The following is a 20,835-nucleotide window of genomic DNA, read 5'->3' as shown; positions in this document are numbered from 1 at the left end:
TTTTCAATCTTGTCCGAAATGTGGGTGTTAGACAGCACTATGTACACCGAAGAAGGCGAGAAAATTCAATAGGAGGGCGTGTAGATCATGAGTAAATTTAACTTTACCAAGCAGCAAGTAATCGTACCCATACCATTATTCCTGGATGAAAACGGGATCAATACAGATTCCGAGTTGTTGAGTGTAGAAATCCAAGGTGACAAGGTGGTCATTACCTACAAAGACGGTGATAAGAGATGAAAATTGAAATGGAATGTCCTGGTTGTGCTGGTGACGGATTTAACGTTCCTTATGGGCCCAATGGTTATGAGCCACAGGAAGTTTGTACTGCTTGCGATGGAAAGGGAACGGTTTTGATCGATAAACAATGTTGCTTCTGTAAGAAGGACCTGAGTGATGCAGATGAATCGAAGTATGAACGGGATAATGATGGATTCATTTGGTGCATACCGTGTTTCGACAGAGAGTCAGATACAGGCGAATAAATGATATGAATGGGCCGTCAGGCCTCCGAAACGACCGCAATACTTAGCGTAGCGGAGGCCGCAGGGCTGGATGAACTTATAAGGGGGCTGAGACACATGAAACAAAAAGTGAAGAAGTGCCGAAAGTGCAAGACTGAGATGAAATACCAATGGTCTGATGGAGACGATTGCGGCGGTGTTGAGGAATGGATGGAATGTCCGGAGTGTGGATCTACAGCAAAAGTTCCGAAAAAGTGACATTTAGGGGGCTGAGACCCCAATCAAAGGAGACGATACACGATGGGCAGAGAGATTAAATACAAGGCATGGTTGCCGACAATCAAAAAGATGACTTATGGTCATACGCTGGAACAATGGTTGCTGGACTTCCCGCACTTGGAAGATTTTTCGGAGGACACAGTTTGGCTGCAATACACCGGATTAAAGGACAAGAATGGTCGGGAGATTTACGAAGGAGATATAGAAGACTACAACACCCATGTGTATTGTGATAAACGTCGGAAAGGAGTCGTATGCTTCGATACCCACAAATGTTGCTACAAATTGGTTCCGTTTGATGTATTTAAACTTAATGCTGGAAATGGTGGTTGGACAGGTCACTTTTTTGACTTTCATATCGCTGCTACATCTGAGGTAATCGGCAATATCTACGAGAATCCAGAACTAATAGAGGTATAAGGGGGAGAAGCGGATATGAGCAAAGCGGTAATCTTTGGTGTCACCAAGGAAACAGTAGGCACGGCAATGGATGAGATTAAGAAGGTTAACGAAGACAGCATGATGGTATTGGCACCATTCGTAGGCAGCATGTCAACGCATGCACCTAGTAAGTCAGGAAAGCACAAGGGGTATTACCGCATCAAATGTGAGATATGGATCCCTGAGGATGCGATAGAAGGCGAGGGAGCACTCACGGACTTTGGAGCATTCGCTGTAATGCGGCTGCCGAAAGCCCGGATCAAGGACCACATGAAGGATTAGGCCGAAGGGCAACGAATCAGACCGAATAATCCCAGTGATAACGGGGGCCGGATAAGGTTTACATAATCTGCTCCCCATAAAGAGAGGAACAAGACACTATGATCAATTGGATAAAGTATGACCCGGAGAATCCGCCGAAAGAATCCGGCCATTATATCGTCTTAGAGGACGGGGATTGCATATGGACAGCAGACTATAATAACCAAACAAAGGTATGGAGAGACGATTATAACTTTATTGAACTCCATGAGGTCACTCACTATGCCCATATCAAACTACCAAGGGAGGATACAGGCAATGAGTGACTGGTATTCGGGGATCAAAAGTAAGGACATCGAAGTTACAGGTGGTGGACAAGGGGAGATTAAGAGATCACAACTAACTTCTGAGGAAATCGCGGAAATTGAGGCTAAATATCCACGTCCGACTGGGAAAGCAGCAGAGAGACCATTTATATTAAAGGGATCAGTTGAATGAGATACAAGGACACTCAAAAAGCATTGTCGGACGGGCATAGACAGTTTATCTTTACTTCAAGCCCTGGAGAGCCTGTAAATGTACTGGCGTGGGGTCCGAGCTGGGTTAGATTCAAAGATCCGTATAACACATATCCTATCAGTACAAATATGAAGATGTTTTCTATGTTGGTGGAAGGTATTTATACAGAAAAAAGCCCTGACGCATCAGGGCAATAGCAGCTTTTATCCTCAAGTCGATTATATCACAAAGGAGTTGAGGGTTAATGATGAATGATCGGGCGTTGATTGCGAGTTATAAAGACACTAAAGGGAAGTTAAATAAAAAGCTTGCTTCACTGGAAAAAGAACTTGAGCCGCTGAAGAAGAAAATAGAAGACTCCAAAGATAGGAATGAGCGTGAACTCTTACGTAAGCAGATGGAACCAATCACATTAGATAAAAATATGATGTCTGCAATTATAAGTGATCTAGATTATTCAATTGAATGGATGGAAACAGGATATCCTCCAGGTTGGCGTAGAACGATCGATCGAAGATCTGGAGCTCAGCGTACAAGTGTATGGGATCCTGCATGGATGGAATATCTGACAGCCTATGAAGTAGAGTTTCAACAGGAAGAAGAGGAAGGACGATGTTTGCAACCTCATGAACAATATGCTATTGAGGATGCCATGCACAATTTATCTGAGAGAGAAAGGCAATGCTTCGTTCTACACCACGGTTGTGGAATGTCACTAAAACAGATTTCTTTAGAACTTGATACTAAAAAAAGCACAGTACAATCTTATCTGGATCGCGCTACAACCAAAGTAGAAATTAACAAGGGAATGAGTCTATTCCTCCAATGTGTCTAAATCTTGCCGTACGCCTGCCACCTATATATAGGAGGAACCTATTAACGGTTCGGCTCTTATAATGAATGGTGTGTGAAAAATCCACGCCAGCCGATGAGCTCACGGTTAATTGAGCTCGACCATTATGTTATTATAGATACAAATGATATTAGGAGGTTGGAAAGATGTACCTCGAAATAATACAGAAGGCAAAGGAAGTCTTTGGTGATGATTATGGTCTTATTGAGGGAAGGGCAAATGAGTATGCAATTTCTACTGTCAATCGAACAGTGGACATTCTCAATGTTCTCATTACAATAGCATTGCGAAGAGGCCCAGAGTTAGTAATTGGCGAAAGTAATATACGGGCCTTAATAAACGAAGAGGCATTGCACCAGCTTATCTGATTATATTAATTTTCAAGGTCGCCAATAGGCGGCTTTTTTGTTTCACGGAGCCCATAATCTAAACCCCAAAAGCTGAAGAGGTGACGGTGAAGTAAGGTACATGGGTAAATAATAGCAGGAAAATATTCCCCGGTAGTCGAAATATTTGGTTAGGAGGGGATTGAATGACAGTAGAAATAAATTGGGATGCAGTAGCGGCTTCAGGATCGATCGTTTTTAGTTTTTTTCTCTTGATCGCTTCTGTTAAAGCTGCAAAAGCGGCGGATAGGAGTGCTTTAGCTGCTGAGGAGAGCCTCAAATTTAACGAGAGACAAAACGTTATGCAGGAAAAAGAAAGAGAAATTATGAGTAAGGTGTATCAAGAAAGGTATAGAAATGATGCCATTTACATCCATAATGTATTGTCTGGGATTGCTTCAGGAGCGCCTAATAAATTGGCGATAAAGAAAGCGAAATTAATTACACTTCCATCGCCTTATGAATTTGCTCAATTCTTCAATGAAACGCAGATCGATGCATTACCAAAAATAATTAAAGTGTTCGATAAACACTATAGTGATTTTTGGTTTGATAATGACACAGATGACTTTACTTTTTCACATTATGAACTTAATTCAGGCCCTATCAAAACTATGGCGTTTGGTGTTGCTAATGAGGTAGAGCAATTGATAAAAAAAATTTAGCACCTTAGGGTGCTTTTTTCATGCCTTAAATACGGGGGTGGTGATAATGTAATGCCAAGAGCACGCGATCCAAACCGAGACCGCGCACTAGAAATATGGCGTGAACATGGTGGGGAAATAACAAACAGGCAGATAGCCGAGCAACTGGATATTGACGAAAAGAAGGTAGCCGTCTGGAAGCAGCGTGATAAATGGAGTGTTGTACAACAATCATCAAATAACGTTGTACAACAGCCAAAGAAGAATGTTGTACAACAAAAGAAACAGAAGTCCAATAAACAGAATAAAGAAGTAGCTCGGGGCGATCCGCCGGAAGTAGAAACTGAGCTAACCGATAAGCAAAGAATGTTTGTACTTGAATATATGCGAGACTTCAACGCAACTAGAGCGGCATTAGCTGCCGGTTATTCAAAAAGAGCTGCTTATTCCATTGGATGGGAAAACCTGAGGAAACCTGAAATTCAGGCAGAAATCACAAGGTTGAAGGATCAGATGGTTGGTGAGCTCGGGTTGAGCGTTCATCGAGTTATAGCCGAGTATCTTAAAATCGCATTTGCTGATACTTCTGATTATGTGGAATTCGGGTCCCAAGAAGAAACAGTTATGAGTGAACATGGTCCAGTGATAGATAACGAAGGTGATCCAATTACGAGACCAGTAAGCTATATGCGCTTTAAATCCTCAGAAGAAGTTGATGGAACGTTAGTGAGCGAGGTAAAGCAGGGACGTGAAGGTCTTAGTATCAAGTTTTATGACAAGCTCAAGGCACTGGATAAGCTAGAGAAGTATCTAGGCTACATGGACGAAGAAACTAAGCTCCGCGTTCAGAAGTTGCAGCTTGAAATTAAGGGTATGACGCCTCCGGATGCCAGCGATTTGCCGGATGATGGATTCATCAGTGCTCTAAAGGGGACTGCAAAGGAGGTATGGAGCGATGATTCAAGTGGATCGAGTGGCACAGACACTGTTCGAAGCACTGATGCTTAATCCAGATAGCTGCACAAAGTTTAAAATTATTAGTGCTTTGGATTTCCTAGGGTATGGGGAAATAGCAGAAACGTGGTGTAAGAATGGCGACAAGAACGACAAAACGTAAAACTGCAATCTTCAAATGGAAACCACTCTCCTCTAAGCAGATTAAGGTGCTTACTTGGTGGATGCAGGGGCATAGCCCTCACGCAGATAAGGATGCTTTAATTTGTGATGGTGCTGTCCGCTCTGGTAAAACTTCATCAATGTCCTTTTCATTCGTAGTTTGGGCCACTGAAACATTCAATGGCGAGAACCTAGGGATGGCTGGTAAGACCATAGGAGCCCTGAGACGTAACCTTATAGGTCCCCTGAAGCAAATGCTGTACTCCAGAGGATACACTGTAGTAGATCATAGGGCAGAGAACTATCTTACTATCAGCAGGGGATTGGTAAGTAACGACTTCTACTTGTTTGGGGGTAAGGATGAACGAAGTCAGGATTTGATACAAGGGATCACACTTGCAGGAATGTTTTTTGATGAGGTGGCCTTGATGCCGCGCTCATTTGTAGAACAAGCGACTGCTCGATGTTCAGTAGATGGGGCAAAGTATTGGTTTAACTGTAACCCGGCTGGACCTTATCATTGGTTTAAGTTGGAATGGCTGGATCAACTGGTAACGAAGCTTGCGCTACACCTTCACTTTACTATGGATGATAATCTCTCCTTATCAGAACGTGTTAAGGAGCGCTACCGCAGGATGTACAGCGGGATCTTCTATAAGCGCTATATCCTCGGACTCTGGGTGCTGGCAGAAGGCGTTATATACGATATGTTTGACCGAGATAAGCACACTGTTAAAACTGAGGACCGCCGCTACAGCAAATATCATATTTCCTGTGACTACGGCACCCAAAACCCGATGACGTTCGGGCTGTGGGGGCTTTTTTCTGGTGTCTGGTACAAGGTGAAGGAATACCACTATGACGGTCGCCAACAGAGCCAACAGAAGACGGATGAAGAGTACTATCATGATTTGGTTGAATTTGTTGGAGATGTATCTCTTCAAAGTCTTATCATTGACCCCTCCGCAGCAAGCTTTATAGCTACTGTGAGGAAATACGGCAAGTTCATAGTGAAGAAGGCAAAAAATGATGTGCTAGAAGGCATCCGTAATGTAGCTTCGGCGCTGAATACCGGGAAGATTCTCTATAATGACTGCTGCAAGGAAACATTCCGGGAGTTCTCTTCCTACATATGGGATGAAAAAGCAGCTGATAGAGGAGAAGAGAAGCCCATTAAGCAAAATGACCACCAGATGGACGGTGACCGCTATTTTGTGAACACCATTGTAATGCGTCCAGCTTCATTCTCATTTGATTAATAGGAGAGGAGGAAACCTATTTGAGTACCACACAGGAAGTTTTCAAAATCATTGAAGACGGAGCAGCAAATGCTATGACGATTGAACAGATCATCAAACAGGAAATCGATGATTGGTACAACTCCCAAGAGCGCAAGGACATGCTTGCCGGGGAGAAGTATTACCGAAATAAGAGCGACATACTGGACCGAAAGCGTATGACCATCGGTGATGGTGGGGCACAAATTGAAGCTAAAAACCTGGCTAATAATAAAATCGTTCATGGATTCTTGAGGAAACTTGTTGACCAGAAAGCGGGGTATCTGCTGAGTAAGGAAATGAGCATTCAAACAGAAAACAAAGTCTACGATGAAATGCTGAGCGGATTCTTTGATAAAGGATTCAAACGGATGCTCAAGAGCCTGCTAAAGGAGTCCATTAAGAAGGGCCGCGCTTGGCTTCACATTTACTATGATGAAAAGGGCAATTTCCGGTTTAAAATGCTGCCGTCAGAAGAGATTATTCCCCTATGGAGGGACGCTGCTCACACTGATCTGCAAGCGCTCATCCGGGTGTACGAGGTCGAAGCCTATCAAGGAACTAAAAAGACCACTATCCAGAAAGTTGAGTATTGGCATTCTAAGGGTGTTAACCGTTATGTGGTTGGCTCCAGCAGCCATTTGCCCACGCCGTCTATAAGCGGTCTCATCTCTGATGTGGAATCGGGAGGGAATAGCGGCCACTTCTCTGTAATTGATGAAAAGGAAGAGACAGATGAGAAGGCGTTGAACTGGGAGCGAATCCCCTTCATATGCTTTAAATACAACGAGGATGAGCTGCCGCTGATATCATTGCTCAAGAGCCAGATTGATGAGTATGATCAAAAAAAATCTGACAATAGCAATAACTTGGAGGATTTGCCGAACAGTGTTTATGTAATCCGTGGATATGAGGGCTCTGATTTAGGTGAGTTCCGTCGTAATCTGTCCATACTACGGGCTGTTAAGGTGTCAGCAGATGATAACAGTGGAGTAGACACTCTTAACTTGGAGATCGACACGGAAGCGTACAAGACTCATATGGACATGACTCGAAACGATATCTATGAATTTGGCCGTGGGGTAGATACTCAAGCAGATTCATTTGCTACAGCACCGAGCGGAGAGGCATTAAAGTTCCTTTATGCTGATTTGGATATGGATGCAAATGATATTGAAAATGAGTTTCAAGCGGCGCTCGAACAATTGCTTTGGTTCGTTAATACCCATATTGACAACACGACCAAGCAAGATTTTTCTAATGAGACGGTGAACTTTCTGTTTAACCGAGATATCGTCATTAATGAATCACAGGTTATCACTGATGCTAAGAACAGTGAGGGGATCGTATCCAAAGAAACACAAGTAGCAAATCATCCTTGGGTTACTGATGTGAAGGAAGAATTGAAACGTCTGGAAGCTGAAGAGGCCGCGAGTCTTGCGAAAATGGATGAATACGGGCTCCCTAATAATGACACTCCTCCAGGAGGTGATAAAGATGGCGATAACAAAAAATAGTGAGATGTTGGTAAATGAGCTGATTCAAGGTATGACTCGATCAGCAATTGAAACCTATAAATCTGGGAAAACCATAGACGCAGAGGATATTGAATCATTAGCTAGTCTGATATCTTCTGTACAGGGTGGCGAAGGAGATCGATCACCTGTTTGCGGGTTCGTAGTTCCTGCACCTTCAGAGGGCGGTGGAGTTGATGAAGAATGAGATCAGCCGCCTATTGGTCCAAACGGATGGAGCAGCTGAATGAATCGCTACTGAATAAGGGTGTACCATTTAACAAAGCAATGCAAAAGGAATACCGCAAGGCTCAAATATCTATCCAGATGGACGTTAACAATTTCTATCAGCGGTTCGCAGATAATAACGGGATCGTTAGCTTATCCGCTGCTAAGCAAGTTCTCAAAGCAGGCGAGCTCAAAGAATTCAAATGGACCGTTGAGGATTACATTGCTCGTGGTAAAGAGAACGCCATAGATCAGCGGTGGATGAAGGAACTAGAGAATGCCAGCATTAGAGTACGTGTTACCCGCTTAGAATCCATTCAATTGCAGATGAAACAACATGTCGAGGAATTATCTGTTAAGCGTCTATCAGGCACAACAGAGCTATTAGGCAACGTCTACAAGGATGGTTACTATCGAAGTATTTTTGAACTTGAAAAGGGTATCGGTATAGGAGCTTCATTTGCAAAGATCGATAAAAGGCAGTTGGAAGCTATCCTATCAGCACCTTGGGCACCAGATGGCAGCAGCTTTTCCCAACGTATATGGACTGATCGCGTCAGGCTGACTGGAACGCTTCGTAACATCTTTAGTCAGGGGCTTATTAGTGGTGATACCTCTAAGCAAATGATAGAGCAGCTTATGAAACGCTTCGATGTGTCACGGAAGAATGCAGAGCGGTTAATACTGACGGAATCAGCATACTTCGCTGGTCAGTCTCGTATAGCCGGCTACAAAGAACTTGGGGTAGAGCAATACCGCTACACTGCTACACTGGACAGCCGGACATCCATTACTTGCCGAGACCTAGACGGGAAAGTATTTGATATCGAAGATGCTCAGGTTAATGTCAATTATCCACCTATGCATGCTTATTGCCGATCAACCACCATACCGCACTATGAGGACAACATCAAAGAGCGGGTAGCTAGGGATGAAGATGGCAAAACGTATAAGGTTCCAGAGGATATCAACTACAATGACTGGGCTGAAAAGTACGCTCCCGAAGCTACTGAGACAGTTACTGTTGAAACCCCAACTAAGCAAGCGCCGGAGACTCCATTACCTACTATTGAGGTTCCAGGTGGGCCAACAAAGGATATTCCAATTCCTGTGAAAAGCATATATACCTCGGAACCGGAGAAATGGTATGATGAAACCGGAAAGACTGCTCCACCGCTGATTAATCTCAGTAAGATGGATCTGCCAAAGCTGCAGCCGGACATACCGCGTAAATTAGGTAATATCGACTTGTCCAAACCTGATATCGTTCGCAACTATGTAAAGGATGCTGAACAAGCTATTAGGAACGCACCAGAAGAACATGCTATTGCTCTCACTAAAGAAGGTGAGGTTATCCATGTTAAGGGTGATAAGGCATCTGTTGATATTACAAAGATCAAACCACCTGAAGTACTTAAAAAGAGCATCGTCACCCATAACCACCCTACAGTGGATGGAGAACCCGGAGGATCATTCAGCCGGGATGATGTCTTAGCCTTTATAAGACATGGAATCAAGGAATTACGAGCTGTTGATTCTAGCAGCACATACATCCTGAAGAAGTCAGCCCCAATAAACCTGAGTACAGATGAGATAAACCGTTTACTTGATAAAGCAGAAGATTCATATCTCGCATTGCTTACTATTGAGCAGGCACTTACGGGATATGATGAGAAGCATTTAACCATGGAACAGCTAGTAATGCTACTTGAATCGCTACAATATACAAAGGAGTGATGATCTTGCGAACTAAAGAAGAGAATAGAGCGGCTATTGCCGAACAGTTTACCCCGCAACGTGATAAACTGGGCGAACGATTTGACGCTTTGGTAGACGAGATCAGCGCCGTTAGATATGAGTACCTCCAGAAGCGCGATGAGCTCTCGAAACAGCCAGTAGGTGTTCTAGACGCTAATGCGGCGGATGAACGGCGGTTAAATCGTGAAGAAGGTATGAAATGGGTCCTAATCAAACAGAAATATGGTATATGAAGCACTCTCCAATATGCGAGGGTGCTTTTTTATATTGCTGAACAGGAGGGTACCATGAAGGTCAGTTTCAGTGACTATAGAAGGAAACCCCCAGTTGTTGGATGGGTTGTTTGGGAAATAGACCACTGGACTCAATCCATACGCTTATGCAGATGGTGGGCATATCCCTTCAAGCTGATTTACGTATTCTTTCGTTCCAAGCGAGTAGGGCTATATCATTGGTTTAATAAAGTCGGAATCATGAAGACGCCTTTAGGATGTTACATGAGATTTTCGGACATTTGGAAACGGGATAAGAAAAAGTTAGGCCGTGGTTGAGACTACCGCGGCCTATTTGCTCATGAACCGGAGCATATCGGTTCACTCCCTAAGCTGGAGAGCAGCTATACAAATCTATGGAGGTAGATAATAGATGGATTGGTTAAAAACGATTTTGAAGGCAGCAGGGCTGGACGATACGAAGGTTGATTCTATTGTTGGTGATGCTGGCAAGGAGCTGCCGAAGCATTTTGTCCCGAAGTCGCAGTATAACGATTTGTCCGAGACTAAAAAGAAATTGGAGAAGGACATCACGGACCGCGATGCTCAGCTCGAAACACTCAGTAAGGATGCTAATGCTTCTGAGGGACTGAAAGCGGAAATCACGAAACTGCAGGGTGAGAATAAGACCGCTAAGGAGAAATATGAAGCGGATCTGAAGGACATGACCCTGAACAATGCCATCACATCTGCGCTGAACGGTAAGGTGCATAACGAGAAGCATGTTACTGGGCTTATAGACAAGGAAAAGCTAGTCATTGGTGATGACGGTAAAGTGGTCGGCCTAGACGAGCAGCTTAAGATTCTACAAACATCGGATGCCTACTTGTTTAAAACCGAGGATAAAGGCGGCGGTGGTGGAGGTTTCAAGTTTAAAGGAACCTCTCTATTGGACGGCAAGGATCAATCTAAGGGTGAACAAGGCGATGACAAGGTCGGCAGCTTCGGCAAGCAATTGGCTGAATCCGCTAAAGGTAATGAAGGGTTGGATACAGCCCGAGAAAGCTACTTCAAATAAGAACGGAGGATAAAACAAAATGAGTAAATTTAAAGAAACTACCTATGGGAATAAGAAAGAAATTCTTAAATTCCCAGATCACTATGTAACAATTGCCGTCACGGTGAGCGATGCAGGTGTTACAGCTAACGCTGATGGTAAAAAGATTGTGCCAGCTGGAACTATTCTAGGTGGCGGTGTGATTGCTGACGACACTAAACTGGCGGTTAAGGCTACAACCACTACTGGAGTATCAAATGCTGAAGGTGTTCTGTTGAATGATACAGATGTTACAAGTGGTCCAGCACCAGGAGCAATGCTCATTCATGCGTTCATTAATAAAAATAAAATTCCGACTGCTCCTACCGCTGAAGAACTTACGGCGCTGAAGCAGATCGCATTTATCGACTAAGAAAGGGAAGGTGACAATTAATTATGCCTAACATTCAAGATTTGGTAAGAGCTCCCGAGATCGCAGCATATTACGCAGCGCAACCCTCCAACAAGATTCCTTATTTGGGGGCAACACTATTTCCATCAAAGAAGAAGAGCGGTCTGGATTTAGGATGGATTAAGGGCGCCGGCGGGCTTCCAATTGCTCTGATGCCTTCAGAGTTTGATGCAAAAGCGACTGTGCGTGACCGCATCGGATTCGGCAAGGTGGAAACTGAGATGCCGTTCTTCCGCGAGGCAATGATCCTCAAGGAAAAAGATCGTCAAGAATTGCTGAAACTGCTAGAGACAAATAACGGTGACTATGTAAAATCGCTGATCACCCAGATTTTTGATGACAGAACTGCTTTGGTTTCCGGTGCAGAAGTCAACGCCGAGCGCATGCGTATGCAATTGCTATCTTCCGGTAAAATCCGTATTACTGCTAACCGGATTGACTATGATTACGACTACAAAATGAAACCAGGACACAAAGTGACTCTGACGAGTATGGATAAATGGGATAATCCTGATGCGGACATTGTTGGAGATATCAAAGAATGGCAGGATACCATTGAAGATGAGCAGGGGGTTCGGCCAAACAAAGGTATCTGCACGCGGAAAACGTGGAACAACATTCTTAAGAATACTAAAATTCGTCTGGATATGAACCCGCTGGGCGGCCAAAACGTTATTATGACGGATACACTTATGCGCCAATATCTCGAAAATAAGTTGGAACTAACAATTGCTGTATATAACAAAAAATACGCACTGCAAGATGGAAGTAATCACCTGTACTACCCTGATGATTACTTTACATTAATCCCTGACGGCACACTCGGGCATACATGGTTTGGTACTACACCGGAGGAAGCAGACCTAATGAGCGGTGCCACAAGTGCTGAAGTATCCATCGTAAACACAGGTGTTGCTATTACCACAATTAAGCAGCCGCACCCGGTTAACGTGGAAACTATCGTTTCTGCAATCACACTGCCATCATTTGAAACTATCGACAATATCTTTATTGCTAAAGTGGTTTAAGGAGGGGCTAACGCCTCTCCTATTTATTTTGAAAGGGTGATCTGTGTGACTGAAGAAAAACGTATTGAAATATCTCTTTTGGTAGCAGCTAAGTACAATCGGAAGTTTTATATGCCGGGGGAGAAGGTTTTGATTCTGCCGAGTGAAGTTGAATCGCTCATTAAGGATGGAGTAATCCGACAGGAAGATGTACCAGAAATCGATGAGGTAGATAAACCGCTAGAAAAGATGAAAGTGGATGAGCTTAAGGCTTACGCTTTTGAGCATGCAATCGATCTGGGTGATGCATCTAAGAAGGAGGAAGTGCTCGCGGCAATCCTGAAAGCGGGTGACCCTAATGGAGGAGTATCTTAAGTATCTCGATAAGTTGAAGAGACTGCTTTCCATCCCCATCGAAGATACTTCCAAGGATGGCCGGCTGCAGTTTGTTTTGGAGACTATCATCCAGGAGATCAAAACCTATTGTAACATCTCATCTATTCCGGCTGCTTTGGATAATGTCGTGCTGCAGATCGCAGAGGACTATTATCGGACCAAGCATCCAACGGAGTTTGAGCAGACGGTCCCGGCTGTCACTAGCATCAAGCGCGGTGATGTGACTACGGCTTTCGGATCAGCTAAGGCTACAGTTGTAGCAGGCAACGGAGCAGCATTCGTTCGGAACTACGCAGCTCAATTACAGGCTTTCCGAAGATTGAGGTGGTAACATGGTCAGTTTCGGTAATATACCAGCGGAGCGGTTAGCTATTGAGAGCACCTATGAAGGCTTATGTACTGTTTCGGAAATGAAGGATTTAAAAGATCCAGTAACCGGTAAAACACGACAGCAGCCTATCATTATCTTGGCTAATGAGCCGTGTGGACTCTCTCAGTCATCCTTACCTGCTGCCACACAAACAGTGACAGCGGATCAGGTCAATTATGATGCTAAGCTGTTTATCTCTCCTGATGTAACTATCAAGCCAGGAAGCCGAATCACGGTTCAGCAGAACGGCATGGAGTTCAAAGGAGAGCAGACGGGTAAGGCATTTAGATATGCTACTCATCAGGAGATTAAGCTAAAAGAGGTCCTGAACGCATGAGTATGGGGAAGTTCGATTTCACTGATTTGAAGAAGCTGCATAAAAGTATGGTTCAGATGCAGAAAGAGTTCCCAGCCTTTATGGAGGAATGCATCCGGGAATTGGCTGGACGGCTGTTGGCAAAGGCTATAGCTCGGACTCCCGTACTGACTGGAGACTTGCGGCGGGGATGGCAGATCGGGCAGGTGGTAAAGTTACCAGGCGGTGGGGTGCATGTTGAGATCACAAATAACGTGGAGTATGCGCTATATGTGGAATTCGGGCATGTCACTCGACTCCGTACTGGTTGGGTTAACGGTAGGTTTATGTTAACGCTATCGGAGCAGGAGTTGGAGAGGGAAATGCCAGCTATCATAGAACGAAAGTTTCAGAAATTCCTTAATAAGCATATGGGGCGGTGAGTATGCAGGATATAAAAAACGCACTCATAAAAAAGATATCGTTATTTACTCCGGAGTATCCAGTTTATGACGAAGCAGTGAAGCAGGGCATGCAGCAGCCGTGCTTTTTTGTGCTGTTATTGGAAAGTAGTCAGGTCCGAGGGGTTAACCGGCGCTATCAACGTTTCAATCCCTTTGACGTTCATTACTTCCCGCAACAGGAATCAGCGACTCCCCGAGAAGAATGCGAGCTAATATCTGAACAATTGTATTCCGAGTTGGAATATGTAACTGGGCATGATGGGCTTTACCGGGGAACAGGTATGAGGCATGAAATAGTGGATGGAGTATTGCATTTCTTCGTTGAGTACAATGTTCACCTGATCCGGGATAAAGCACCGGATATTAAAATGCAGACTATGAAGCAAGGAGGCGGTATTAAGTGAGTGAGAAAAGCATTAAGGCAGCTGAGACACCGATTGAGGGGTCCTTTACCAAGGAGCAGTTCTTAGCCTCTGCTAAGTATTCATATCAAGACAAAGACGTCCTATCGGCGCTGCTGGAGCCAGAAAAACTGTATACAGCTTTTGAGGCGCAACAAGTGATCGATGATTTTAAGAATAAGGAGGCTGAGTAGATTATGGCCGGTGGAACATGGACCACTCAAAATAAAGTAAGACCCGGTGTATATATTAACGTGGAAACGTCTGGTGGGGCATTGGGTACGGTTGGTAGTAGGGGAATAACCTCTCTAGCGCTGACGCTTCCATGGGGAGCGGCTAAGGTCATCACACCGATTATAGCTGGTGAGGATACATTCAAAGCGCTTGGCTATGACATTACAGCCCCAGAGCTGTTGTTGGTGCGTGAGGCGCTTAAAAGAGCTCGGACAGTGTTGCTGTACAAACTCAATGACGGAACAAAGTCAACGGTCACAGTTGGGACCTTGGTAGCTACAGCAAGATATGGTGGCATTCGAGGTAATGCGCTGAAGGTTATCGTACAAACCAACATTGATGATAGTAGCAAGTTTGATGTAAAAACACTGCTGGATAACGCAGTAGTGGACACACAGGTAGTCGCTAATATTGCGGGGCTCATCCCGAATGACTGGATTGTATGGAGCGGGACCGGCACACTAACAGCAAATGCAGGAGCTCCTTTGATTGGTGGAGCAAACGGCACTGTGACTAATGCAGATCATACTGCATATCTAGCTGCACTAGAGCTGTACGATTTCCAGACAGTGGCACTGACATCCACGGACAATGCACTCAAAGCGGTATATGCTGCCTTTGTACGGCGCTTGAGAGAGTCAGAAGGTAAAAAGGTACAGGCAGCACTTGAGAACTACCCTGTAGCCGATTTCGAAGGTGTAATCAGCGTCAAGAATGGCGTGGTACTTTCAGACGGGACCATACTTACAGCAGCCCAGGCTACTGCTTGGGTAGCAGGTGCTTCGGCAGCAGCTGAGATGAATGAGTCTCTTACTTATTCGGCATACGACGATGCTGTAGATGTGGCGCCAAGGTATACAAGTACACAAATTGAAGCAGCTCTGAAAGCCGGAGAATTTGTCTTTACCCCTTCCGTTAATCGGGCTGTGATAGAACAGGATATTAATACGTTCCTCTCTTACACCCCAAAGAAGGGAAAACAACTTCAAAAAAACCGTGTGCTCCGTGTGCTGGATGGTATTGCGAATGATATGAAGCGTATCTTTGAATCATTTTACATCGGTAAGGTATCAAACAATGTTGATGGCCGAGCTCTGTTTCGTAAAGAGGCTGTGATCTATCTGGATAACCTACAGAGTATTGATGCCATTGAAAACTTTGATGCCCAGACGGATATCACGGTACTTCCTGGTATTGACTCAGATGCCATCTACGTGGAAGCCAATATTCAACCAGTAGATAGTATCGAAAAAGTATATATGAAAGTGCAGGTGAGATAAATGTCGTTTTTAAAGGCGAATGACACGATTAGCGGACAAGAGGGGCGGGCTTACGCCACAATTAACGGCCAGGTTGAGGAAATGTTTTATATCAAAACGCTAGAAGCTTCCGTAGAGAAGGAAAAGGCTGAAGTTAAAACATTAGGCCGCCGGGGTGTTCAGCATAAAACTACTGGATGGTCGGGTACCGGCAGCATGACGATCTATTATGTAACAAGTCGTTTCCGCCAGTTGATGATCGATTATATCAAAACGGGTAGAGATACCAACTTTGATATTACGGTAACTAATGAAGATCCGGGATCTACCATTGGGTCTCAAACAATTACTCTACTAGGTGTGAACCTTGATAGTGTAGTTATGGTATCACTGGATACAGAATCTGATGCACTAGAAGAGGATATCGATTTTACCTTTGAGGATATTGATATGGGTCAAGCATTTAACCCACCAGCCAATTAAAATAAAATTCAGGAGGAATTAATAATATGAGCGATTTTTCAGCATTCTACGCACAAAACGCAGCGGTGGAGACTACAGAGGATTTCGTGGTCTCTCCTAGATTTAAAGATAAGGATAACAAGGTAATTCCGTGGAAGTTGCGTAGTATCACGGAAGAAGATAATCAAGCACTACGGAAAGCGGCTACCAAGCGCTCTAAGGCAAAATATGGACAATACACTTCTGAAGTTGATACCAATGAGTATTTGGCAAAAATGGTTGTGGCCTCTGTTGCATACCCAGATTTGAAAAATGCGGATTTGCAGAAGTCTTACGGCGTTATGGGTGCTGAGCCACTAATTCGTAAAATGCTGCTTCCTGGCGAGTTTTCATCCTTAATGGAAAAAGTCCAAGCGCTCAATGGCTTCGATCAGGATATCAATGATCAAATTGCAGAAGTAAAAAACTAATAGAGGAGGGTGATGGTGAGGCTAACTTAGCTTACTACGCCCTCCATGAACTTCACATTTTACCGCATGACCTTATGGCGATGGGACAGCTAGAACGAGCAGCTATATATGCCATGATATCTGTTCGAATTGACAAAGATAAGAAGGATGCAGCAAAAACAAAATCAAAATCACGTAAAAAGTAATAGACCATTAATGGAACATTTGATATATTGATGGTATATTTTTCATGATTTTGAAGGGATGGTGTACTTAGTGACAGGTGCATTAATAGCCATGGGAGCACTTTTTTTACTTTTGTTTCTGTTGATATATCTAATAGTCATATCCATAAAGGGGCGGCAGAAAGCCAAAAAACAAATGAGAGAAAACAAAATTTCTGCACAGGTGTTGTTGCATCACGTCGAAGGATTACCACTTTTGGAAAAAACTCAATGCCAAGTATCTGTTACTGATACGGGACTTGTCATCAATGGTGGTGGGACAGACTTTAAAATTGATGCAACTCAAATTCGTGCGACAGAAGTCAAGACGGATACTGAAATAGCGAATATCGTTAAATCAAGTGCCGCTAAAGGAATAGCAGGTGGGTTGTTGTTCGGACCAATCGGTCTGGTAGTTGGAGCCAGAGCAACTAGCAAAGAAAAGAAAACAAACACATACTACCTCATCATTAATTACACTAACGTAGCAGGTGAATTAACTGCCCTAATGTTCGATGGAGGTAATAATCCTTTTGGAGCACAAAAAATAGCAAACAAGCTGAGACCGATCATTATTGATAATCCTAAGCAGACAGTTCAATTATAATTCTAGGGGGCACTCCAAACGGGGTGCTCTTTTATTTGTTCAGGAAGGAGGAAGCATATGCCAAGTATTGCTACAAGCTTAGCGCTTAATGATGCTTTTAGTCAGCGATTGGGTCAGGTGAATACTGCTCTTGCAGCGACGATCCAACTAATGGCGAGATTAGAAGCTCAAATACGTAATCCGATGACGATTCGAATTAGTGCCTTTGATGTAATTAGTGGTTTAGATATGATTAAACAGCAGATTGCAGCTCTAGGAACAGGTAGCCTAGTACGAATAAACATTAACTCAACAGAAGTATTACAACAATTAGCGCTGATTAGGCAGCGGTTAGGTGATGAAGAGTCGGCAATTAAAATAAGAATCGACGCTGCTGATATTTCCTCGCAAATTGCTATTATTAAAAGACAAATAGAATCTGAGTTAAGTAGCGTTGTTGCACGGATTCGAATTGAGTTGCCTCGGTCGTTGGAGGCTATGTTTACAAACCTTCAACGCCTAGTATCTCAACTCATTAGATCAACGCGACAATTGAGAACACGAAGTGCAGATGCTGGTGAACTGCAAAGAGCTCTAGAACGTATCGCTAGGCTAGAACGGCAAATTGCCGACCTACAGTCTAGAGTAAACGGACAAATTAATAAAGCAACGAAAAACACATCAAATTGGCTCGGTAGTCTCAAAAACGTAGTTGCAGCTTATCTTTCAATTGCTGCCGCAAAAAGCATACTTGAAATATCTGACGATGTAGCATTAACTAATGCGCGTCTCGGTATGGTTAACGATGGTCTAAGAACCCAATACCAACTTCAAAAGCAAGTTATGGCTGCCGCAAATGAGACTCGATCCAATTACCAAGCTACTGCTGATTTGGTAACTAAACTTGGTATGAGCACTCAAGGTATCTTTAAAAATGATGATGATATTATTGCTTTCACAAAGAGCTTTAATAAAAGTTTGGTCCTTTCCGGGGCAGGAGCACAGGAAACAACAGCAGCGATACTCCAGATGGGGCAAGCGCTCGGGTCTGGTGTCTTACAAGGGGATGAACTGCGTTCTCTCTCAGAAAACGCACCGGCAATGATGACTCTGCTTGCAGAGGGGTTGGGTGTGGCTCGTGGACAACTCAAGCAAATGGGGGCTGATGGTGAGTTAACATCGGCAATGATCGTTAAAGCATTTCAAAAGCAAAGTGATAAAATCGATAAAATGTTTGCTCAGATGCCGATGACATTTGGTTCTGCAACCACAATCTTACAGAATAGAGTGGCTGAATGGGTAGGAACAATTAATGGAGTTGAAGGACCTTTAGCTAAAATAACAAAAATGGTCCAAGATTTTACGGCATGGTTGGATACGAGTGCAGGGGATCAATTTTTAAGTGGACTTAGTGATGGAATTTCTGCTGCTGTCGATGCGGTTGTTTATTTAGGTCAAGAAGCTGCAAGCGTGTATGATTTTTTCTCCAGCAATTGGTCATCAATTGAACCTATAGTGTGGGGGATAGTAGCTGCTTTTGTAGCATGGAAAGTAGCTACCTTAGCTGTGGCCATTAATCAGGGGCTCAATGCTTTAGCTACAGGAACAGGAACAGCTGCAGTTTTCTTACAAACTTTAGCCGTTTTTGGTTTAAGAGCAGCATGGGCAACCCTTAACGCCGCCATGAAGGCTAACGTAATAATTTTAATTGTTTCTCTGATCGTCGGCCTCATAGCATGGATATGGCAACTTTATAAAACTAATGATGAGTTTGCAGCAGGATGGGAAAGAGCTTGGAATGGGATATTAAATTTCTTTTCAACTGTCCCTGCTTATTTTTGGACAGTAGTCGAAGCGATTTTTAAAGCATTTAAGTGGTGGGCTAGTAGTGTTGGGAAGATTTATGATACCGTCATAAATGGCATTATCGATGGAATCAATGATGTGCTCTGGCTTATTAATAAGATCACAGGATCATCGTATGAGGTGGCCGGTAGCTTCAGTTTTGAGAAAATCGCCGATGGTGCATTAGAATACGCAGGAGCCAAGAAAGACCAAGCCTACGCTGATGCAGCTGCTAAGGCGAAGGAACGTGAAGCGAAAACTCAGAAAATGCTGGATGATCGTGCAAAGAAACGAGAAGAGGAATCCACAGCCGCAGCTGACAAACAAAAAAAATTAGAAAATGCGGGGAAAGAAGTGGGCATGGGATTTGCTGCTGCTGGTGGTGGTGGTGCCGCAGCTGCTGCAGCTCCAAAAACTGATAAGTTAAAAAAAGTCGATAAGGTCGGCAAAGTAGAGAAGCCTATTGATATCTCTAAAGAAGACCTGAAGATTATGCGCGATGTCGCGGAAATGAAGAACATTCAAAACTTTGTGACATTGACACCGACTATTCAGGTCAAGACAGGACCAGTAACCAATGAGGCTAATGTCGATTCCATTGTTAAGAAGATTGAAACTAAACTTAACGAAGATATAGCTAGTACTGCAAAGGGTCTCTATAGCTAAAGGAGGCGATAGCGTGGCTAATGACTACAGCATCGAACTGAGTTTTAACAACCGCGCAATATGGTTTGAAATCCCCGTCCTTCCGGAAGAAATAGAGATCGGCGGGGAAGGTGACGGAGAGACTTATGATATAACGGATCTTGGTGAAATTAATGTAATCAAGGCCGCTAAGCTGAAAGAGATTAGCTTTAGTAGTTTTTTTCCGGCTATCGCAGTCGGTGGTACTGTACCAAGCTATGTATCATCAAAAAACTGGGGGCAACCTGCGGACTACATCCAATTAATTGAAACCTGGATGAACAAGCGCAAGCCGATCCGGTTTATTTTTACGTCAACAGGTCTCAAAATAAATATTGCTGCCAGTATCGAAGAATTTAATTATAAAGAGGTTGCCGGGAGCCCGGGCGATTTTGAATATGAAATCAGCCTGAAGGAGTATGTATTTTACGCCGCTAAAAAGGTGACGTTGAAGACAAATACAACACCAGCTGGTACAACCACCACCACCACTAAGAAAGAGCCAGCGAAACGCGCAGATGAACGTACCAAGTCTAAAACGGTTACCATCAAATCCGGGGACACCCTGATGAAGATAGCTAAAAGAGAACTCGGTGACGGTAGCCGGTGGAAAGAAATTCAGAAGTTAAACGGCTTAACAGATGCGCAGCTGAAGACACTCAAAATCGGCTCTGTTCTGAAGCTACCGGGGTGATGATA

The 20,835-nt window shown here is 43.8% G+C and carries 30 protein-coding genes; all 30 read left to right on the top strand.

The window, feature by feature from the left end; translation table 11 throughout:
• Nucleotides 1–87: 87 nt before the first annotated feature.
• Entirely contained in the window at nucleotides 88–240 is a 153-nt protein-coding gene (locus tag MHH89_RS31120; RefSeq protein ID WP_341088898.1) for a hypothetical protein, read from the top strand.
• Between the two features lie 341 nt (nucleotides 241–581).
• Complete coding sequence (locus MHH89_RS31115) at nucleotides 582–722, top strand: hypothetical protein (protein ID WP_179087019.1); 141 nt, start codon at nucleotides 582–584, stop codon at nucleotides 720–722.
• A 42-nt stretch (nucleotides 723–764) separates the two neighbouring features.
• Nucleotides 765–1,163: a YopX family protein gene (locus MHH89_RS31110; RefSeq protein ID WP_341088897.1), complete on the top strand. Its 399-nt coding sequence runs from the start codon at nucleotides 765–767 to the stop codon at nucleotides 1,161–1,163.
• A 15-nt stretch (nucleotides 1,164–1,178) separates the two neighbouring features.
• Nucleotides 1,179–1,466, top strand: a complete 288-nt coding sequence (locus tag MHH89_RS31105; protein WP_341088895.1) for a hypothetical protein — start codon at nucleotides 1,179–1,181, stop codon at nucleotides 1,464–1,466.
• Nucleotides 1,467–1,564: 98 nt separating this feature from the next.
• Nucleotides 1,565–1,771, top strand: coding sequence for a hypothetical protein (locus MHH89_RS31100; protein ID WP_341088894.1), 207 nt, complete (start codon nucleotides 1,565–1,567; stop codon nucleotides 1,769–1,771).
• On the top strand, nucleotides 1,764–1,943 hold the full coding sequence (locus MHH89_RS31095) for a hypothetical protein (protein WP_341088893.1): 180 nt from the start codon (nucleotides 1,764–1,766) through the stop codon (nucleotides 1,941–1,943). The genes MHH89_RS31100 and MHH89_RS31095 overlap by 8 nt, the downstream gene beginning before the upstream one ends.
• Nucleotides 1,944–2,208: 265 nt before the next feature.
• Complete coding sequence (locus tag MHH89_RS31090) at nucleotides 2,209–2,799, top strand: sigma factor-like helix-turn-helix DNA-binding protein (protein WP_341088892.1); 591 nt, start codon at nucleotides 2,209–2,211, stop codon at nucleotides 2,797–2,799.
• A 164-nt stretch (nucleotides 2,800–2,963) separates the two neighbouring features.
• On the top strand, nucleotides 2,964–3,185 hold the full coding sequence (locus MHH89_RS31085) for a hypothetical protein (RefSeq protein WP_341088891.1): 222 nt from the start codon (nucleotides 2,964–2,966) through the stop codon (nucleotides 3,183–3,185).
• A gap of 164 nt (nucleotides 3,186–3,349) precedes the next feature.
• Nucleotides 3,350–3,868: a hypothetical protein gene (locus MHH89_RS31080; protein WP_339246860.1), complete on the top strand. Its 519-nt coding sequence runs from the start codon at nucleotides 3,350–3,352 to the stop codon at nucleotides 3,866–3,868.
• A gap of 51 nt (nucleotides 3,869–3,919) precedes the next feature.
• Nucleotides 3,920–4,855 (top strand): terminase small subunit, encoded by a 936-nt coding sequence (locus tag MHH89_RS31075; RefSeq protein WP_341088890.1) that lies wholly within the window; start codon nucleotides 3,920–3,922, stop codon nucleotides 4,853–4,855.
• 83 nt (nucleotides 4,856–4,938) lie between these two features.
• Nucleotides 4,939–6,222 carry a PBSX family phage terminase large subunit gene (locus MHH89_RS31070; RefSeq protein ID WP_341088888.1) on the top strand — a complete coding sequence of 428 codons (1,284 nt, stop codon included), beginning with the start codon at nucleotides 4,939–4,941 and terminating at the stop codon, nucleotides 6,220–6,222.
• A gap of 20 nt (nucleotides 6,223–6,242) precedes the next feature.
• Nucleotides 6,243–7,757 carry a phage portal protein gene (locus MHH89_RS31065; RefSeq protein ID WP_341088886.1) on the top strand — a complete coding sequence of 505 codons (1,515 nt, stop codon included), beginning with the start codon at nucleotides 6,243–6,245 and terminating at the stop codon, nucleotides 7,755–7,757.
• On the top strand, nucleotides 7,738–7,962 hold the full coding sequence (locus MHH89_RS31060; protein ID WP_341088884.1) for a hypothetical protein: 225 nt from the start codon (nucleotides 7,738–7,740) through the stop codon (nucleotides 7,960–7,962). The genes MHH89_RS31065 and MHH89_RS31060 overlap by 20 nt, the downstream gene beginning before the upstream one ends.
• A complete protein-coding gene (locus MHH89_RS31055) occupies nucleotides 7,959–9,719 on the top strand; it encodes a minor capsid protein (protein ID WP_341088883.1) in 1,761 nt (586 codons plus the stop codon). Before MHH89_RS31060 ends, MHH89_RS31055 begins: the two co-directional genes overlap by 4 nt.
• 5 nt (nucleotides 9,720–9,724) lie before the next feature.
• Nucleotides 9,725–9,973, top strand: a complete 249-nt coding sequence (locus tag MHH89_RS31050) for a hypothetical protein (RefSeq protein ID WP_341088880.1) — start codon at nucleotides 9,725–9,727, stop codon at nucleotides 9,971–9,973.
• A gap of 412 nt (nucleotides 9,974–10,385) precedes the next feature.
• Nucleotides 10,386–11,030: a phage scaffolding protein gene (locus MHH89_RS31045; RefSeq protein WP_341088879.1), complete on the top strand. Its 645-nt coding sequence runs from the start codon at nucleotides 10,386–10,388 to the stop codon at nucleotides 11,028–11,030.
• Nucleotides 11,031–11,049: 19 nt separating this feature from the next.
• On the top strand, nucleotides 11,050–11,421 hold the full coding sequence (locus tag MHH89_RS31040; protein ID WP_341088877.1) for a hypothetical protein: 372 nt from the start codon (nucleotides 11,050–11,052) through the stop codon (nucleotides 11,419–11,421).
• 23 nt (nucleotides 11,422–11,444) lie between these two features.
• Nucleotides 11,445–12,488 (top strand): major capsid protein, encoded by a 1,044-nt coding sequence (locus MHH89_RS31035; RefSeq protein ID WP_341088875.1) that lies wholly within the window; start codon nucleotides 11,445–11,447, stop codon nucleotides 12,486–12,488.
• 45 nt (nucleotides 12,489–12,533) lie between these two features.
• Nucleotides 12,534–12,842 carry a hypothetical protein gene (locus MHH89_RS31030; protein WP_341088873.1) on the top strand — a complete coding sequence of 103 codons (309 nt, stop codon included), beginning with the start codon at nucleotides 12,534–12,536 and terminating at the stop codon, nucleotides 12,840–12,842.
• Nucleotides 12,826–13,194 carry a phage head-tail connector protein gene (locus MHH89_RS31025; RefSeq protein ID WP_339189800.1) on the top strand — a complete coding sequence of 123 codons (369 nt, stop codon included), beginning with the start codon at nucleotides 12,826–12,828 and terminating at the stop codon, nucleotides 13,192–13,194. Before MHH89_RS31030 ends, MHH89_RS31025 begins: the two co-directional genes overlap by 17 nt.
• A gap of 1 nt (nucleotide 13,195) precedes the next feature.
• Complete coding sequence (locus tag MHH89_RS31020; RefSeq protein WP_341088872.1) at nucleotides 13,196–13,570, top strand: ABC transporter ATP-binding protein; 375 nt, start codon at nucleotides 13,196–13,198, stop codon at nucleotides 13,568–13,570.
• Nucleotides 13,567–13,971, top strand: coding sequence for an HK97 gp10 family phage protein (locus MHH89_RS31015; protein WP_076296346.1), 405 nt, complete (start codon nucleotides 13,567–13,569; stop codon nucleotides 13,969–13,971). The genes MHH89_RS31020 and MHH89_RS31015 overlap by 4 nt, the downstream gene beginning before the upstream one ends.
• Before the next feature lie 2 nt (nucleotides 13,972–13,973).
• Complete coding sequence (locus MHH89_RS31010; RefSeq protein WP_341088871.1) at nucleotides 13,974–14,396, top strand: phage tail terminator family protein; 423 nt, start codon at nucleotides 13,974–13,976, stop codon at nucleotides 14,394–14,396.
• Nucleotides 14,393–14,587 carry a hypothetical protein gene (locus MHH89_RS31005; RefSeq protein WP_036684228.1) on the top strand — a complete coding sequence of 65 codons (195 nt, stop codon included), beginning with the start codon at nucleotides 14,393–14,395 and terminating at the stop codon, nucleotides 14,585–14,587. Before MHH89_RS31010 ends, MHH89_RS31005 begins: the two co-directional genes overlap by 4 nt.
• Before the next feature lie 3 nt (nucleotides 14,588–14,590).
• A complete protein-coding gene (locus tag MHH89_RS31000; protein WP_341088870.1) occupies nucleotides 14,591–15,907 on the top strand; it encodes a phage tail sheath family protein in 1,317 nt (438 codons plus the stop codon).
• Nucleotides 15,908–16,369 carry a phage tail tube protein gene (locus MHH89_RS30995; protein ID WP_341088869.1) on the top strand — a complete coding sequence of 154 codons (462 nt, stop codon included), beginning with the start codon at nucleotides 15,908–15,910 and terminating at the stop codon, nucleotides 16,367–16,369.
• Nucleotides 16,370–16,395: 26 nt separating this feature from the next.
• Nucleotides 16,396–16,818 (top strand): phage tail assembly chaperone, encoded by a 423-nt coding sequence (locus MHH89_RS30990; protein WP_339189810.1) that lies wholly within the window; start codon nucleotides 16,396–16,398, stop codon nucleotides 16,816–16,818.
• A 255-nt stretch (nucleotides 16,819–17,073) separates the two neighbouring features.
• Complete coding sequence (locus MHH89_RS30985) at nucleotides 17,074–17,628, top strand: hypothetical protein (protein ID WP_341088868.1); 555 nt, start codon at nucleotides 17,074–17,076, stop codon at nucleotides 17,626–17,628.
• 57 nt (nucleotides 17,629–17,685) lie between these two features.
• Entirely contained in the window at nucleotides 17,686–20,118 is a 2,433-nt protein-coding gene (locus tag MHH89_RS30980; RefSeq protein ID WP_341088867.1) for a tape measure protein, read from the top strand.
• A gap of 13 nt (nucleotides 20,119–20,131) precedes the next feature.
• On the top strand, nucleotides 20,132–20,830 hold the full coding sequence (locus MHH89_RS30975) for a LysM peptidoglycan-binding domain-containing protein (RefSeq protein ID WP_339246903.1): 699 nt from the start codon (nucleotides 20,132–20,134) through the stop codon (nucleotides 20,828–20,830).
• Nucleotides 20,831–20,835 lie beyond the last annotated feature (5 nt).

Source organism: Paenibacillus sp. FSL H7-0323 (assembly GCF_038002725.1).
GTDB lineage: Bacteria > Bacillota > Bacilli > Paenibacillales > Paenibacillaceae > Paenibacillus_AQ > Paenibacillus_AQ odorifer.
This window is presented reverse-complemented; position numbering and strand designations above follow the sequence as displayed.